Consider the following 15741-nt stretch of genomic DNA (forward strand, 5'->3'; position numbering starts at 1 on the left):
AAAGGTCAGGCGGCATCTCCCGCAGCGTTGTGGGCGGTGAAGGCATAGGCGTGCATGCCCAGGCTGCCATGTTCGAAGCCGGCATGCAGCCGCGCGGTCTTCGGCTGCGGCCCGGCGGCCCCCAGAGCCACAGGCAGCGGCAGGAAATGCTCGTCGGTGGGATGAGCGCGGCGGGCGTTCGGGCACGCCTCCAGCCAGTTGCCGACGGCATCGGTGTCGCCGGCCTCCAGTGTTTTATCCAGCCAGCCGGCGAAGTTGGTCGCCCAGGGGGCGGCACTGTTACCGCCGAAGCGGAACTCCCGCAGATTGTGCACCGCACCGCCGCTGGCCAGGATCAGCACGCCCTCGCGCCGCAGGGGCTCCAGCAGTCGGCCGAGCGCAATGTGGTCGGCGGCACTGCGATAGGGCATCACCGAGAACTGAGCCACCGGGATGTCGGCCTCCGGATACATCAGCATCAGCGGCACCCAGGCGCCATGGTCCAGCCCCTGCGACGGATCGACGGCGGCACCGGTCAGTTGCGCCGCGCGTTCCGCCAGTGCCGGTGCCCCCGGCGCGGGGTAGCGCATGCGGTAGAGCGCATCCGGAAATCCGTAGAAATCATGGACGGTCTCAGGCGCCCTCGCCCCGCTGACGGCCGGTACCCGGGTGGTCCAATGGGCCGAGACCGCCAGGATGGCGCTCGGCCGGCCGAGCTTGCGTCCCAGCCCGGCAAGGAAGTCGCGGCCGGCGCTGTTCTCCAGGATCAGCGTGGGGGCGCCATGGGAGACGAAGACGGAGGGAAACGCAGTGGTGTCGGACATCGGTGAACGGAACTCCGGCCGGGCGATGGGGGAGGTAGGGAGCGACCGTTCTATTCGACCAAAGAAAAACCCCGGCGCCAAGGCCGGGGTTTTTCTAAAGTCCGTTGTTCGCACCGCAACAATCGTTGCGGCCAAACACCGTAGGCTGACCGATCAGTGCAGGTGCTTCGGCAGCTCGCCGATCGACTGCTCGATCAGCTTGTCGGCCTGGGCCGCCGGCAGACCGCCGGCCAGGACGCGCTGGCTGGCGCCGATGGCGACGTCGACCGTCAGGTTGCGGACCTCGGCCAGCGCCGCGGCTTCCGCCTGGGCGATGCGATCCATGGCCTGGGCCTCACGGCGCTTCAGCGACGCTTCCAGATCGGAACCGGCCTGGGCCTGTAGACGGGCGGCTTCCTCGCGGGCGTGGGCCAGAACGGCCTCCGCTTCCTTCTTGGCGTCGGCCAGACGGCTCTGGTAGCCGTTCAGCAGGGCCTGGGCGTCCTTGTGAAGACGCTCGGCCTCGTCCAGTTCGGAGCGGATGCGCTCGGCGCGGCCATCCAGCGCGGTACCGATGGCGGCAGACGCCTTCTTCCAGACCAGAGCCACGAAGATGACGAAGGCGATTGCGACCCAAAATTCAGGTGCGTTCATCCCCGGCGCTCCTCAAGCACGGCCGCGACGGCGGCGTCCGCCTGGGCCTGATCGACGTCGACGCCGGCCAGACGGCTGGTGATGTCGCGGACGATGCCGGTCGACTCGGCGCGGATGTTGGCCAGGGCCTGTTCCTTCGCCGTGGCGATGGACGCTTCGGCGGTGCGCAGCCGTTCGGCGATGTCGGCGTTCAGCTGGGCCTGACGGGCCTGGTTGTTCGCCTCGATCCCGGCAGCGGCCTCGGCAATGACGCCTTGGGCCTCGGCGCGGGCGCCGGCGAGGGACTTCTCGACCTGGGCCAGGATGGCCTCGGCCTCTTCCTTCAGCTGGGCGGCCTTGGCCAGATCGCGCGAAATGCGCTCCTGACGCGCTTCCAGAACCTCTGCTACGCGCGGGAGCGCTTTCTTGGACATGAGGTAGTAGAGAACGCCGAAGGTCAGAGCCAGCCAGAAGATCTGGGTCGGGAAATTGGCGGGATTGAGCTGCGGCAGGCCGCCGGAAGCGTGCTCGCCGCCGTGCGCCGCGTTCGGAGCGTGCTCCGCCGCGGCCGCCAGGACGGTGCCGGCCATCGTGGTGAGGGTAGCGAGCGAAGCGCCCGCCACGCCCGACCAGCGGGCCAGCCGGCCTTTGGCCAACAGGTTCGGCATGATCGGTCCCCCTAGGCAAAGGAGCGGCGCCGAAACTTCGTTGAAGAAGCCCGGCGCCGCGTCAGAGCTGTTTTTTTGAAAGCCGCTCTGGCCTTAGGCGAACAGGATCAGGAAGGCGATCAGCAGGGCGAACAGCGCGACGGCTTCCGTCAGCGCGAAGCCCAGAATGCCGATCGGGAAGACCTTCGGCTGGACGGCCGGGTTGCGGGCGATCGAGCCGATCAGGGTCGAGAAGATGTTGCCGATACCCAGGCCGACACCGGCGAGGGCGATAACGGCCAGACCGGCACCGATGAACTTGGCGGCTTGAGGATCCATAGTACTCTCTTCCTCTAGGTAAGGGTGAACTTGTTGGAACTGTTTGGTGAACTGAAGTCCGGCGATCGTCAGGCGCTGCTCAGTGCAGTTCCAGGGCGTCGCGGATGTACAGGCAGGTCAGGATCGAGAAGACGTAGGCTTGCAGGAAAGCCACCAGGAACTCGAAGCCGGTCAGGGCGACGTTGATCGCCAGCGGGACGAGGCCGGTGACGAAGCCCAGCGCGCCCATGCCGCTGATCATCATGACCGTGAAGCCGGCGAAGACCTTCAGCATCGTGTGACCGGCCATCATGTTGGCGAACAGTCGGATCGAGAGGCTGACGGGGCGCATCACGTAGGAGATCACCTCGATCGGGATGAGGATCGGGGCGAGTGCCACCGGAGCGCCATGCGGCATGAAGAAGGAGAAGAAGTGCAGGCCATGCTTCAGCAGGGCCAGGATGGTCACGAACACGAACACCGTCGCCGCCAGCGCGAAGGTCACGATGATGTGGCTGGTGAAGGTGAAGGTGTAGGGGATCATGCCGATCATGTTGCCGATCAGCACGAACATGAAGATCGAGAACACGAACGGGAAGTAAGGCTTGGCGTCGTGGCCGGCGTTGTCGCGCACCAGGTTCGCGACGAACTCGTAGAACATCTCGGCCAGCGACTGCAGGCGGCCCGGAACCATCGACTTGTTCGCCACGCCCATGACCAGCAGGGCGTAGATCGCCGCCACGGCCACGACCATGAAGAAGGCCGAGTTCGTGAAGGACACGTCGTAGCCGCCGAGCACGATCTGGAACAACGAATTGATTTGGAACTGGTGCAGCGGATCCAAGGTCGTCCTCGCTCAGTGTGCGTCGCCGTCTTGGCGCTCGTTGTCGTCCCCAGGGGGCCGGCGGTAGCCGGCGGCGATGCCGAAGCCGGTGACGGCCCGGTAGACGTTCAGCACTCCCGCCGCAGCCCCCAGGAAGAACATGACGATCAGTCCCCAGGGCGCGGTGCCGAGCCAGCGGTCGAGCAGAAGCCCGCCACCGACGCCGACGATCATGGCCGCAACCAACTCCGTCCCGATGCGCCAGGCGGTGCCGAGAGCGCCCTGCGGCGGACGGTGGTATTTGCTACCGGGTCCGCCCGACCAGCCGCGCTGTCCCTCACGCGCCTTCCGCAACCGGGCTTCGAGGTCATCCAGGGGATCGGGGGGCGATTTGTTGTTCATTCCGCCTCTCAATCTCTCCTGGCTCGCAGCCATGCGAAAGCGGCGAGACCATACGGGCGGGGCGCTACCCTGTCAAGTCGCAAAACCTGTGGTGTAAGTCGTTGAAAAGAATAGAAAAGAGCCGAAAAGTCATCGATTTTGCCGCGCTGCGGCGCGTTGTCCCGCTCCAGCATGCGAAAAAACCCGGTGGTATGACCGCTTTTCAGGGTTTTTCCGCCGCTTTTCGCCCGGTCCGCCCCCGGTCCGGCCCGATCAGCCCGCGATGCGCGACGAGAGATCCTGCACGATCTTGTCGGCGCCGGTGCCGCCCGGATACACCCCGACGAATTTCCCGTCCGGCCCCATCAGGTAAATAAAGCTGGAGTGATCCATCAGGTACTCGTCCGGTTTTCCATCCTTTTGCGGCGCCTTCGCATAATAGACGCGATAGGCGCGTGCGGCGTCCCGCACCTGCTCCGGCGTGCCGGTCAGCCCGACCATCCGGGGGTGGAACAGCGCCACATAGTCCTTCATGTGCGCCACAGTGTCGCGGTCCGGGTCGATCGTGATGAAAACCGGACGGACCTGCTCCGCTTTCGGCCCCAGCTGGTCGAGTGCCTGGGTCATCACCCCCAGTTCGGTCGGGCAGACGTCGGGGCAGTAGGTATAGCCGAAATAGATCAGCATATACTTGCCGCGGAAATCGGTGTCGGTGACCGCCTTGCCCGACTGGTCGGTCAGCGTGAAGGGACCGCCGATGGGTACGGCGGACTTCGCGCCGCTCTCCACCGTGGTGGTGGCGCTGCGCACCTGCCACCAGGCGATTCCGGCGGACACGGCGATGGCGAGGACGGAGGCGGCGGCGATGCGCAGGAGTCGTGTCTTCATGGTCCGTCAGGAATGGGGCCGCCCGCCTCCCAGGTCAAGAGGGGCGCGGCTACCGGGCAGGACGATTGTGGGTTGTCCTCACGCCGCCCTGGCCGACGGTGTGCGTCCGCTGGCGGCCAGATGTTCGCCGATGCGCATGTCGGCGCGCTGGATATGCTCGAACAGCCATTCGCGTACCAGCATCAGCAGTTCGTCCGCCACGGAGTCGCCGGCGTCCAGGCGGCGGCGCAGTTCGCCGGCGCGGGTGCGCAGCGCCTCGTGCTGCGCCTTGTGGGCCTTGGCGTCCGGATAGCCGCACTGGTCCATCAGCCGTTCCTCCTGCGCGAAATGCAGGTCGGTGTAGGCCATCAGCCGGCCGACGGCCTCGCCCAAGGGCTTGCGGCCGGCCGCATTGTCGCCACGCGGCGCGGTCTTGGCGCGCTCCGCCAGCGCTGCCGCCTCGTTCATCAGGGCGATCAGGATCATGTGGTCGGTGTCGATGGCGTCCTCGCCGACCGCCAGCCTGTCGGTCCAGCGCATGAAAACTTCCGCTTCGTCCGATGGCGTGACGTGCAGGTCGGCGATCGGTGCGGCGTTGATCGCCTCGACATTGACCAGGAAGGCGTCGACCATGCCGCGCAGCCCCTGCGCCTGCCGCGACAGCCCGCCGGCGGCGTCGAGCAGGGCCTCGGCCGAGCGTTCGGTCTCCCGGGCGGCGCCGGACACGGCGTCGATGCTGGTCGAGACCTGACGGGTGCCTTCGGCGGCCTCGCCGGCGCTACGGGCGATCTCGCCGGTGGCGGCACCCTGCTGCTGGACCGCGGCGGCGATCGAGGTGCCGATCTCGTCGCTGCGGGCGACGATGGAGCCGATCTCCCGGATCGCGGCGACGGCGGCACGGGTGGCCTCCTGCACCTCAGCGATGTGGCGGGCGATCTCCTCGGTGGCCTTGGCGGTCTGGTTCGCCAGGGTCTTCACCTCGCCGGCCACCACGGCAAATCCCTTGCCCATCTCGCCGGCGCGGGCCGCCTCGATGGTGGCGTTCAAGGCCAGCAGGTTGGTCTGCCCGGCGATGCCGGCGATCAGGTCGGCCACCTCGCCGATCTTCTGGGCGGCATGGCCCAGCCCGTCGATCCGCTCGCCCGCCTTCTGCGAGGCCTCCACCGCCTGGGTCGAAATGGCCGAGGACGTCACCACCTGCTCGCCGATCACCGCGATGGAGCCGGTCAGCTGCTCCGCCGCCGAGGCGACGGTCTGCACGCTGCTGGAGGCCTGCTGCGAGGCGCTGGCAACGGAGGTCGCCTCGCGCCGGTTGCGGTCCGCGGTGGCGGACAGGGCGCGGGCGGTGGTCTCCAGCGTGCCGACTGCGGTGCCGACGCTGCGGATCGTCTCGGCGATGGTGGCGTCGAAGCGGTCGGTCAGCCGTTTCAGCGCATGGGCGCGCTGTTCGGTCACCCGATGCTCGATCTTCTGCCGGTCCCAATGGCGGGCGAGGTCGATCTGCTGGACACGGAAGATCTCCACCGTGCGGGCCATGGCGCCGATCTCATCGCCGCGCTTCAGGCCAGGAACGGCGACGGCACTATCGCCGCCGGCCAGAACCTGCATGACCCGACCCAGTCCATCCAGCGGGAGCACGATGGCGCGGCTGACCAGCAGGGCCAGCAGCACGGCGGCCAGCCCGATCAGCAGCCCGGTGCCGGCCAGCCGCAACGCGGACTCGCGGAAGGCGACGTCGACGTCGTCGATGTAGATGCCGGAGCCGATCAGCCAGCCCCAGGGGGCGAAGCCCTTGACGTAGGACAGCTTCGCCACCGGCTGTGCCGATCCCGGCTTGGGCCAGAGGTAATCGACGAATCCGGCGCCGTCGGACTTCACCACCCGGACGAATTCCTGGAACAGCAGCTTGCCGTTGGGATCGGCGTTGCGCGACACGTCGGAGCCGTCCAGTTCGGGCTTGATCGGGTGCATGACCATGCGCGGGGCGAGGTCGGTGATGAAGAAATACTCCTCGCCGTCATGCCGCAGGGCTTTCAGCGCCGCCTTGGCCTGCGCCTGCGCCTGGGCGCGGAGCAGGGTGCCGGCGCGCTCCTGCGCCTCGAAATGGGCGATCAGGCTGTGGGCGACCTCGACGACGTTGCGGGTCTTGTCCTGGCGGTCGGCCATCATCTCGGTGCGCAGGCTCATCAGGCTGACCACGGCGACCAGGAGCAGCCCGAGTCCGGCCGCCGCCAGGATCAGTGCGATCTTTCCCTTGATGCTGATGCGTTCGAACACGGCAACGGTCACGGCGGCAGCCCCCTCCGGCAGCGAATCGGCGATGTCCCTAAAATTTTCAGGACTTTTCCCCTGTCCGAGCCGAAGGTCAAGTCACATTGTTTGTGTATCCTACGTTTCGTTCAACAAAATGTCATAATTGCAACCATAATGGGGTGTGCCTTCGCGAACGGTGCTGCGGCGGTCCGCGGGAGGAGCGGCGACCGCCCCTCCCGCGCAACCTGCCGGAGTGTGATGCCGCTCAGAGCACCGTCAGCATGCTGGCGACCAGCGGATGACGGACGATGTCCTTCTCGGTCAGGCGGGCGACGGCGATTCCCTCCACCGCCTCCAGCCGACGGGCGATGTCGGCCAGTCCGGACAGGTTGTCCAGCAGGTCGGTCTGGTCCGGATCGCCGGTCAGCACCATGGTCGAATGCCAGCCCAGCCGGGTCAGCAGCATCTTGATCTGGGAATAGGTGCAGTTCTGCGCCTCGTCGATCACCACGAAGGCGTTGTTCAGGGTGCGGCCGCGCATGAAGCCGACCGGGGCGATCTCGATGGTGCCGTCGGCCATCATGGTGCGCAGCCGCTTGGACCCCAGCCGGTCGGTCAGCGCGTCGTAGAGCGGACGCAGGAAGGGGGCCATCTTCTCGTGCATATCGCCGGGCAGATAGCCGATGCTCTCCCCCGCCTCGATGGCGGGACGGGACAGCACGATGCGGTCGACGCTGCCCGACTCCAGCGCCTCCACCGCCGAGGAGATGGCGATATAGGTCTTGCCGGTGCCGGCCGGCCCCAGCGCCACCACCAGATTGTGCGTCTTGATGGCGTCCATCAGAAGCTTCTGGTTGGGGTTCTGCGGCTTCACTTTGCGGAGATAGCTCTGGTCGCGGCGATCCTCGGTCCCACCGAGCGGGTCCCAGCCGAAGGCGGCGGGGGCGTTCATACCGGGGAAAAGCGGGTGGACGGTGGAATCGTCCGCCGCAGCGATGCCTTTGCTCGAACGCTTGGCCATGTCGCATCTCCTCGAATGGTGGGGGTGGGGCCAAATCCTGGAACCTGGCTTCCGGGCACAAAAAAGCCTCCCGCAGGGGGGAGGCTCGACCGGTCGCTTGGATGTGCGCTGATGAGTGCTTTGCCGGGCGTTGCTGCCGGGCGCCGTGCTGGATCTATACATGCCGGATCCGGACATGCCGGTGCGGGCCGACGGGGGAGGTGCTCTGTGGGCGAAGCAAGGTGCAAGAGAACCTCGTCGTCGTTGGAAGCCACGCAACCTGACTGTACCGGTCATAACGCACCGCGTCAGGCAAAATTGCGGCCGACGCAAAATATTCATACCAGATGTGGTGTGGGTGCCGCAGGAAACCCGTCCGAGCGGGCTCGGTAACCCTTTCCGCCGAACCGGAGCGGCCGCCGGCTTAGCCTTCCGGCGGAGGCGGCCGAAAGGCTTTGCCGCTACCGCGGGCTTTCATTACTATGGTCGGCCACGGGGGAAATCGAAAGACATGCTGCAACCCTGGCCTGTCCTCTGCGGGGGCTGGCCGCGATCTCAGGTCGTCATCTTCGACGATGACCGGAGAGGGCGAGTGCGTGCCTGAGGGCATGCGGCAACAGGGCTTCCGATTGTCACTCCTGCGGACTGGGAAACTCTTGAATCCGACCGGTGTGGACGGCTAGAAGGCGCTGATTGGCTGGCTCGATGCCGGGGCTGCGCAACGGCGGTTCCTTGGCGGAACCGGGAAACAGGCGAACCGGATGCACGGCACGGGACGGCAGGAACGAACGGGAAGGCTACGGTGAGCAGCGCCAGTCAGGTCGCCGAACGGGATGTGCCGTTCCAGTTGCGTGGCAACTCCTTCACCATGATGGTGCTGAAGGTCTTCGCCCCGACATCGCCGGATTTCTTCACCCAGCTGTCCGTCAAGGTGCGGCAGGCACCCAACTTCTTCCGCAACGCGCCGGTCGTGCTGGACTTTGACGACCTGCCGGAGAGCATCGTCTTCGATCTGGGCGCCTTCGTGGCGCAGGTGCAGGCGCTGCATCTGCTGCCGGTCGGCTTCCAGGGCGGGCCGCAGCCGGTGCGCGAGGCGGCGGCGGCCGTCGGGCTGACGCCGATGCCGTCGGGCCGCGCCGCCAAGCTGGAAGAGGTGGTGAAGGCCCCCGATCCGCGCCAGCAGGATCAGCAGGCCCCGATCCCGGCGCCGCAGGTGCTGATCGAGGTCGTCCACCGCCCTACCGTGGTGGTGACGGAGCCGGTGCGCTCCGGCATGCGGGTCTATGCCGAGAAGACCGACCTGATCGTCACCAGTTCCGTCTCGCCCGGAGCGGAGCTGCTGGCCGACGGCAACATCCATGTCTATGGCGCGCTGCGCGGCCGGGCGCTGGCCGGTTTTTCCGGCGACACCAACGCCCGCATCTTCTGCCACAGCCTGGAGGCGGAGGTGCTATCGGTCGCAGGCAATTATCGCGTCAGCGAAGACATCGGCAGTGACTTTTATAAGAAAGCCGTGCAGGTTTTCCTGCGCGATGGCGTCCTCAGCATGGACCTGCTGAAGAGCGCCTGAGAGCTGAAGTGACAGGACTCAACGTCCGGAGGCGATACTCTTCGGGCGGTGTTTGGTAGCGGTGACGGCAACTTTGGGATTATGGGAGAGGCTCCGTTGAGCAAGATCATCGTCATGACCTCCGGCAAGGGCGGTGTCGGCAAGACGACCTCGTCCGCGGCCTTCGCAACCGGGCTGGCGCTTCGCGGCTTCAAGACGGTCGTCATCGATTTCGACGTTGGCCTACGCAATCTGGACCTGGTGATGGGTTGCGAACGCCGGGTGGTCTTCGACTTCATCAACGTCATCAACGGCGAAGCGAAGCTGAACCAGGCGCTGATCAAGGACAAGCGGATCGAGAACCTCTACATCCTCCCGACCTCGCAGACGCGCGACAAGGACGCGCTGACCCGAGAGGGGGTGGAGAAGGTGCTGAACGAGCTGTCGAAGGAATTCGACTACATCCTGTGCGACAGTCCGGCCGGCATCGAGCGCGGCGCCCTGATGTCGCTCTATTTCGCCGACCACGCGATCATCGTCACCAACCCGGAAGTCTCGTCGGTGCGCGACAGCGACCGCATCCTGGGCGTGCTGAACTCACGCTCCCGCCGGGCGGAGCAGGGGCTGGAGCCGGTGACGCAGCAGCTGCTGCTGACCCGCTACGACCCGGAGCGCGTCGAGAAGGGCGAGATGCTGAAGGTCGACGACGTGCTGGAGATCCTGGCGATCCCGCTGCTCGGCGTCATTCCGGAAAGCCAGGCGGTGCTGCGCGCCTCCAACGTCGGCATGCCGGTGATCCTGGACGAGGTCTCGAACGCCGGTCTGGCCTATTCGGACGCGGTCGGCCGCTTCCTTGGCGAGGACATCGAGCACCGCTTCGTCACTCCCCAGAAGAAGGGCCTGTTCAGCCGGCTCCTGCGGAGGAGCGCATGAGCATCTTCAACTTCTTCCGCGCGGCACCCCGCGCGTCGGCCGTCCAGGCCAAGGAGCGTTTGCAGATCGTCATGGCGCATGAGCGCGCCGGGCGCAGCGGCCCCGACTATCTGCCTATGCTCCAGCAGGAACTGCTGGCGGTCATCGCCAAATACGTCAACATCGACGAGAACAAGGTCGAGGTGAAGCTGGACCGCGGCGGCGACTGCTCGACCTTGGAGGTCAACATCGAGCTGCCGGCGCGCGAACAGGCCAAGGCCGCTGCGGCGACCAAGGCGGCGGAGAAGCCAGCCGGCAATGACGTCGGCGCGGTCAAGCGCCCGGCCGGCGGTGCCGTCGGCAATGCCGGGAAGAAGCGCATCTGAGCGACACACCCGTTGTTCGACCGTACGAAGTCCCTCCGGTGCCGCCGCGCCGGGGGGATTTTTCGTTCCGGGCCGGCCGTCTGTCGCTGTGGATTCGGGATGCGGCATCGGACATAGGCCGTCCCTGATCCTCCGTCCGGGTTTACGGCCGGGCAGGGACGGGGTATCAACAGGGATACGCCGCACGAAAGCCCAACGGCTCCAAAGGCCTGTTAGGGGCGCCGGTGGGTGGACCGACCACGGGACAAGAGGGTGCCGATGTTCCTCGATTGCTCGTCGCTGATCGCCGAGAACCCGCCGCGGCCATCGAATGGGATTGCGGTCACGGACATCGACGGCGACGGCGCCTTCGAGCTGGTCGTGGCCGGCTATCGCACCGCCAACCTCGTCCTGAAATGGGTCGACGGCCGTCTGGTCGACATCGCCAACCCGCTGCTCGCCGATCCTGCTGGCCCGGCGCTGGGGCTGGCCGCCGCCGACATCGACGGCGACGGGCGGGAGGAGCTTTACATCGTCAATTCCGACCGCGCCACCGGCACCAAGGATATGGCCGACCGGCTGTTCGCCTGCTTCGGCAAGCACTGGCTCGACCTGTTCGCGCAGGCGGAGAATGCCGGGGCGGCCAACCACACGGTGGCCGGCGCGGTGGCGGCGATCGACCGCTGGGGCCATGGCCGCTACGGCTTCCTGGTGGCGACCGACGGCGGTCCTTTGCGCCTGTACGAGCTGACCCGGCGCGGCCGGCTGGAGGATGGCGCGGAGGAGGCCGGGCTCGACTCCATCGGGGCGGCGCGCGGCGTCACCGCCCTGCCCATCGTGTCCGACCATATGGATGTGGTGACGGTCAACGACGGCGGTCCCAACCAGCTGTTCCGCAACCTGGGTGACGGCAATTTCGAGGAGATCGCCGAGGAGCGCGGCATCGCCGACTCGCGCCCGTCCGGACGGGCGGTGGTGGCGCTGGACGTTGACGGCGACGGGCTGTTCGATCTGGTGGTCGGCACCTGGGATGGGGCACAGCGGCTGTTCCACCAGCGCATGGGCGGCGCCTTCGTCGAATCGGCCGACGCCGACCTGTCGATGCCCGGCCGCATCTTCACCGTCGTCGCCGCCGATTTCGACAATGACGGTTATGAGGAACTGTTCTTCCACGCCCATGGCGAGCCCAACCGCCTGTTCGGCTGGCGCAACGACCAGTGGCAGGAGCTGGAACTGGGCGATGCGGCCGAGCCGAAGGGGCTGGGCACCGGGGCGGTCGCCGCGGACATCGACGGTGACGGCCGTCTGGAACTGGTGCTGGCGCACGGCAACGGCCATGGCGGCCACGACGGTGGCGGGCAGCCGCTGTCGGTCTATCGCCCGGCTGCCACCAACAACGGCTGGCTGCGCGTGCAGCCGCTGACCCCCTTCGGCGCCCCGGCCCGCGGCGCCGTGGTCATCCTGACCGCCGGCGGACGGCGCCAGCGCCGGGCGGTCTCCGCCGGGTCCGGCTATCTCTGCCAGGGCGAACCGGTCGCCCATTTCGGGCTGGGGCCGCTGCACGAGGTGGAGCAGGTCGAGGTGCGCTGGCCCGACGGCACCGTGGTGACGGTGGACAACCCGCCGGCCGACCGGCTGCTGACCATCCCCTATCCACCGGAATGATCCGTCTTCAGCCGATCGGATGATCGTCACCCAAATATTTCAGTCTCGCAATGGGTAGGGTCTTTCCTGCCGCCTTCCATAACATTACAGTGCATTTCGTTGCGGCTCCCGCGGTGCGGGATATCGCGCGGCATGTCGATTCGGACATATTCCGTTCCTGCCGCCGCGTTTCGCCGCTGTCGTTTTGCCGCTGTCGGGCGGTTGAAACCGTTCGGGTTTGGTGGGAAGCGGGAGACCGGAAGGCACATGGCACGACGCGACGTTCCCCTGACGGGGGTGGAACGCTTCTTCGACCCGGATGAAGTCATCGTTTCCAAGACCGACCTGAAGGGGCGGATCACCTACGCGAACCGGGTGTTCCAGCGGGTCGCCGGCTATGACGAGGCCGACCTGATGGGCGCCCCCCATTCCATCGTCCGCCATCCCGACATGCCGCGCTGCGTGTTCAAGCTGCTGTGGGACACGCTGGCGGCGGGGAAGGAGATCTTCGCCTATGTGGTCAACCGTGCCCGCAACGGCGACCATTATTGGGTCTTCGCCCATGTCACGCCCAGCTTCGACGCCGAAGGGCGGGTGATCGGCTACCATTCCTCCCGCCGGGTACCGGAACGGTCGGCCCTGGACAAGGTCATTCCGCTCTACCGCCAGCTTATGGACATCGAGAACAGCCATGCCGACCGCAAGCAGGGGATGGAGGCGGGATTCGCCGCCGTCGTCGCGCTGTTGGCGGAGAAGGGGATCGGGTATGACGAATTCGTCTTCTCCCTCTAAGTCGTCCTCCCTGACGGCGACCAGCGGGCTGGCCGTGTTGGGCGGGGTGGCTCTGGCGGCACTGCTGGCTGTCGATCTGCTGGAGGTCGGCGGCCTTCCCCTGCGTGCCGGACTGGCGGTGGCCGGACTGGCGGCACTGGGCGGGGCGCTTCTGTTCCTGCGGCGGACTTGTGCGGTTGTCGACCAGCTGACCCGGGTGAACCGCGCCATCGCCGCCGGCGATTTCGAAGCGCGGGTGATCGGCATCCGCGAAGGCGGGGCGCTGGGTGAACTGATGCACGCCACCAACGACGCCATCGACCGCACCGACGCCTTCGTGCGCGAGGCGACGGCCTCCATGCACACGGTCTCGGAACACAAATATTTCCGCCGCATCATGTTGCGCGGCATGCAGGGCGGCTTCCTGCACGCCAGCCGCACGATCAATGCGGCGACGGAGAGCATCTCGCAGAAGGTGGCGGGCTTTGCCGGCGTGACCCAGCGCTTCGAAGGCCAGATCCAGAGCGTGTGCAGCGAGGTGGCCGACACCGCCCACCGGCTGGAGGTCTCCGCCCGCACCATGGAGACGGACGCGACCCAGGCCACCGGCAAGGCGTCGTCGGTCGCCGCCTCCGCCGCGCAGACCGGCAGCAATGTCGGCAGCGTCGCCGCCGCGACGGAAGAGCTGTCCGCCTCCATCGCCGAGATCGCCCGCCAGATCGGCGACGTCGCCCGTGTCGCCGAAACTGCGGCCGGCGAGGCCGAACGCTCCAATGCGCTGGTCGGCACCCTGTCCGGTGCCGCGCGCACGGTCGGGGACGTCGTCACCCTGATCAACGACATCGCCAGCCAGACCAATCTCCTGGCGTTGAACGCCACCATTGAGGCGGCCCGTGCCGGCGAGGCGGGCAAGGGCTTCGCCGTCGTGGCACAGGAGGTCAAGCGGTTGGCTGACCAGACCGCCAAGGCGACTGGCGACATCACGGCGCAGATTTCCGGCATCCAGTCCTCCACCGATGAGGCGGTGACCTCCATCGTCGGCATCGGCCGCACCATCCAGTCGATCAACCAGATCGCTGCCGGCATCAGCGCCGGGATCGAGCAGCAGGGGTCCGCCGTCCGCGAGATCGTCGTGAACATGGAGCAGGCAGCCGCCGGCACCCGTGCTGTGTCCGACGATATCCAGGACGTGACCGACGCCGCCGGTCGCACCAGCGGCACCGCGCACGAGGTGTTCGCCGCCTCCGAACGCATGGCCGCCGAAGCGGACCGGCTGACCCGTGAGGTCCAGCACTTCCTCGACGAGATGCACCGAGTCGCCTGACGGCATTTCGCCGGTGCAGGAATGACCAGCTCATCAACTGCCTGGCGAATGTGCACGGGATGTGGATGGCTTTTCTGCAATGCGGAAGCGATCTGACGTCTTGCTCGGCAAATGTGAATTTTTATTGCGAAATTGCGATGAATTTGTGTTACGTGTCGGCAACAAGATCGCCGCGCCTATGGCAAGTTCGCAACCTGTTGAGCAACCCGACGCCAGCATGCCTGCTGTTTCAGCAGCTTAACCGTACACCACCCCTCATGGGCCGGGGATCGGCATGATATCCGCGGCCAAGTGCCGCGGAAACCGGGAGGGAAGGTGGTTCACGGAGCGCCGGTGACCGTTGGCACGGCTTTTGATTTGGAGGATGCAGGGACGGTCATGACGGGGGACAAGACGATGAGCATGGCGGGCACCGATCTGTTCGAGCTGTCGCGGGGCGTGCTGGATGTTGCCTCGAAAAAGGTGTCCTTGATCGAGGACATCACCCGGCGCACCAAGATGCTGGCCATGAATGCCCTGATCGAGGCGGCGCGGGCCGGCGATGCCGGGCGCGGCTTCGCCGTCGTCGCCAACGAGGTGTCGGAGATCTCGACCCAGGTCAACAGCATCACCAAGGAGCTGCGGTCGGAGATCGTCGCCCGCGTCGACCACCTGACCACCACCGGCAGCGCCATGGTGCAGGAGATGCACGGCAAGCGTCTGGCCGACCTCTCGCTCAACATGATCGAGATCATCGACCGCAACCTGTATGAGCGGTCCTGCGACGTACGCTGGTGGGCGACCGACAGCGCGGTGGTCGATTGCGCCGCCGACCCGACGGAGGAGGCGCGCCGCCATGCCTCGCGCCGGCTGGGCGTGATCCTGGAATCCTACACCGTCTATCTCGACCTCTGGATCGCCGACCGCAACGGCAATGTCATCGCCAACGGCCGGCCGGACCGCTATCCCGGCGCCCGCGGCGCCAACGTGTCGGACGAGCCGTGGTTCCGGCAGGCGCTGGCCACCCGCAACGGCGGCGAGTTCACCGTCGGCGATGTCGCCCGCAACCGCAGCCTGGACGACCGCGTCGTCGCCACCTATGCCACCGCCATCCGCCGCGACGGCGAGGCGGACGGCGACGCCATCGGCGTGCTCGGCATCTTCTTCGACTGGGAACCGCAGGCCGCCGCGGTGGTCGAAGGTGTGCGGCTGGAGGCCGGGGAGCGCGAGAAGTCGCGCTGCCTGCTGCTCGACGCCCGTCACCGGGTCATCGCCTCGTCCGATGGCCGCGGGCTGCTGACCGAGGCGGTGCCGCTGCGCCGCACCGTGGGCACCATGGGTCACTATATCGACGACAAGAACCGTCTGGTCGGCTACGCCCTGACCCCCGGTTACGAGACCTACAAGGGGCTGGGTTGGTACGGGGTCATCATTCAGGAGCGGTGATCCTGCCGTCTTGAGGGTCGCCTTCGGGAACAGGGCCGGGATACACT

The 15741-nt window shown here is 66.9% G+C and carries 16 protein-coding genes; 7 read left to right on the forward strand and 9 right to left on the reverse strand.

Annotation, left to right across the window (positions count from 1 at the left end):
* Positions 1-5 precede the first annotated feature (5 nt).
* From J2848_RS00835 to J2848_RS00875, 9 genes are all read right to left on the reverse strand, one after another.
* The gene (locus J2848_RS00835) at positions 6-803 is read right to left on the reverse strand and encodes a DODA-type extradiol aromatic ring-opening family dioxygenase (RefSeq protein WP_149230588.1); all 798 of its coding nucleotides are present in this window, start codon (positions 801-803) and stop codon (positions 6-8) included.
* 153 nt (positions 804-956) lie between these two features.
* Positions 957-1436 carry a F0F1 ATP synthase subunit B family protein gene (locus J2848_RS00840; protein ID WP_149230589.1) on the reverse strand — a complete coding sequence of 160 codons (480 nt, stop codon included), beginning with the start codon at positions 1434-1436 and terminating at the stop codon, positions 957-959.
* Positions 1433-2083: a F0F1 ATP synthase subunit B family protein gene (locus tag J2848_RS00845; RefSeq protein ID WP_149230590.1), complete on the reverse strand. Its 651-nt coding sequence runs from the start codon at positions 2081-2083 to the stop codon at positions 1433-1435. The genes J2848_RS00840 and J2848_RS00845 overlap by 4 nt, the downstream gene beginning before the upstream one ends.
* A 93-nt stretch (positions 2084-2176) precedes the next feature.
* Positions 2177-2401 carry an ATP synthase subunit C family protein gene (locus tag J2848_RS00850; protein ID WP_012973363.1) on the reverse strand — a complete coding sequence of 75 codons (225 nt, stop codon included), beginning with the start codon at positions 2399-2401 and terminating at the stop codon, positions 2177-2179.
* A gap of 79 nt (positions 2402-2480) precedes the next feature.
* Complete coding sequence (locus tag J2848_RS00855) at positions 2481-3224, reverse strand: F0F1 ATP synthase subunit A (protein WP_149230591.1); 744 nt, start codon at positions 3222-3224, stop codon at positions 2481-2483.
* Positions 3225-3236: 12 nt separating this feature from the next.
* Positions 3237-3605 carry an AtpZ/AtpI family protein gene (locus tag J2848_RS00860; protein ID WP_149230592.1) on the reverse strand — a complete coding sequence of 123 codons (369 nt, stop codon included), beginning with the start codon at positions 3603-3605 and terminating at the stop codon, positions 3237-3239.
* A 252-nt stretch (positions 3606-3857) separates the two neighbouring features.
* Positions 3858-4472, reverse strand: a complete 615-nt coding sequence (locus J2848_RS00865; RefSeq protein ID WP_149230593.1) for an SCO family protein — start codon at positions 4470-4472, stop codon at positions 3858-3860.
* A gap of 78 nt (positions 4473-4550) precedes the next feature.
* The gene (locus tag J2848_RS00870) at positions 4551-6740 is read right to left on the reverse strand and encodes a bacteriohemerythrin (protein ID WP_149230594.1); all 2190 of its coding nucleotides are present in this window, start codon (positions 6738-6740) and stop codon (positions 4551-4553) included.
* 229 nt (positions 6741-6969) lie between these two features.
* The gene (locus J2848_RS00875; protein WP_149230595.1) at positions 6970-7725 is read right to left on the reverse strand and encodes a PhoH family protein; all 756 of its coding nucleotides are present in this window, start codon (positions 7723-7725) and stop codon (positions 6970-6972) included.
* 781 nt (positions 7726-8506) lie between these two features.
* Between J2848_RS00875 and minC the strand changes: the two genes are divergently transcribed.
* From minC to J2848_RS00910, 7 genes are all read left to right on the forward strand, one after another.
* Complete coding sequence (minC, locus tag J2848_RS00880) at positions 8507-9274, forward strand: septum site-determining protein MinC (RefSeq protein WP_149230596.1); 768 nt, start codon at positions 8507-8509, stop codon at positions 9272-9274.
* A 96-nt stretch (positions 9275-9370) separates the two neighbouring features.
* Complete coding sequence (gene minD / locus J2848_RS00885) at positions 9371-10186, forward strand: septum site-determining protein MinD (RefSeq protein WP_149223123.1); 816 nt, start codon at positions 9371-9373, stop codon at positions 10184-10186.
* Entirely contained in the window at positions 10183-10551 is a 369-nt protein-coding gene (gene minE / locus J2848_RS00890) for a cell division topological specificity factor MinE (RefSeq protein ID WP_149230597.1), read from the forward strand. The genes minD and minE overlap by 4 nt, the downstream gene beginning before the upstream one ends.
* A 258-nt stretch (positions 10552-10809) precedes the next feature.
* Positions 10810-12195, forward strand: coding sequence for a CRTAC1 family protein (locus J2848_RS00895; protein ID WP_149230598.1), 1386 nt, complete (start codon positions 10810-10812; stop codon positions 12193-12195).
* 246 nt (positions 12196-12441) lie between these two features.
* Positions 12442-12966, forward strand: coding sequence for a PAS domain-containing protein (locus J2848_RS00900; RefSeq protein WP_149230599.1), 525 nt, complete (start codon positions 12442-12444; stop codon positions 12964-12966).
* Entirely contained in the window at positions 12941-14269 is a 1329-nt protein-coding gene (locus tag J2848_RS00905) for a methyl-accepting chemotaxis protein (RefSeq protein ID WP_149230600.1), read from the forward strand. The genes J2848_RS00900 and J2848_RS00905 overlap by 26 nt, the downstream gene beginning before the upstream one ends.
* Before the next feature lie 378 nt (positions 14270-14647).
* Entirely contained in the window at positions 14648-15694 is a 1047-nt protein-coding gene (locus tag J2848_RS00910; protein WP_149230601.1) for a methyl-accepting chemotaxis protein, read from the forward strand.
* The last annotated feature ends 47 nt before the right edge of the window (positions 15695-15741 follow it).

The sequence above is a fragment of the Azospirillum lipoferum genome (assembly GCF_024170005.1).
GTDB lineage: Bacteria > Pseudomonadota > Alphaproteobacteria > Azospirillales > Azospirillaceae > Azospirillum > Azospirillum lipoferum.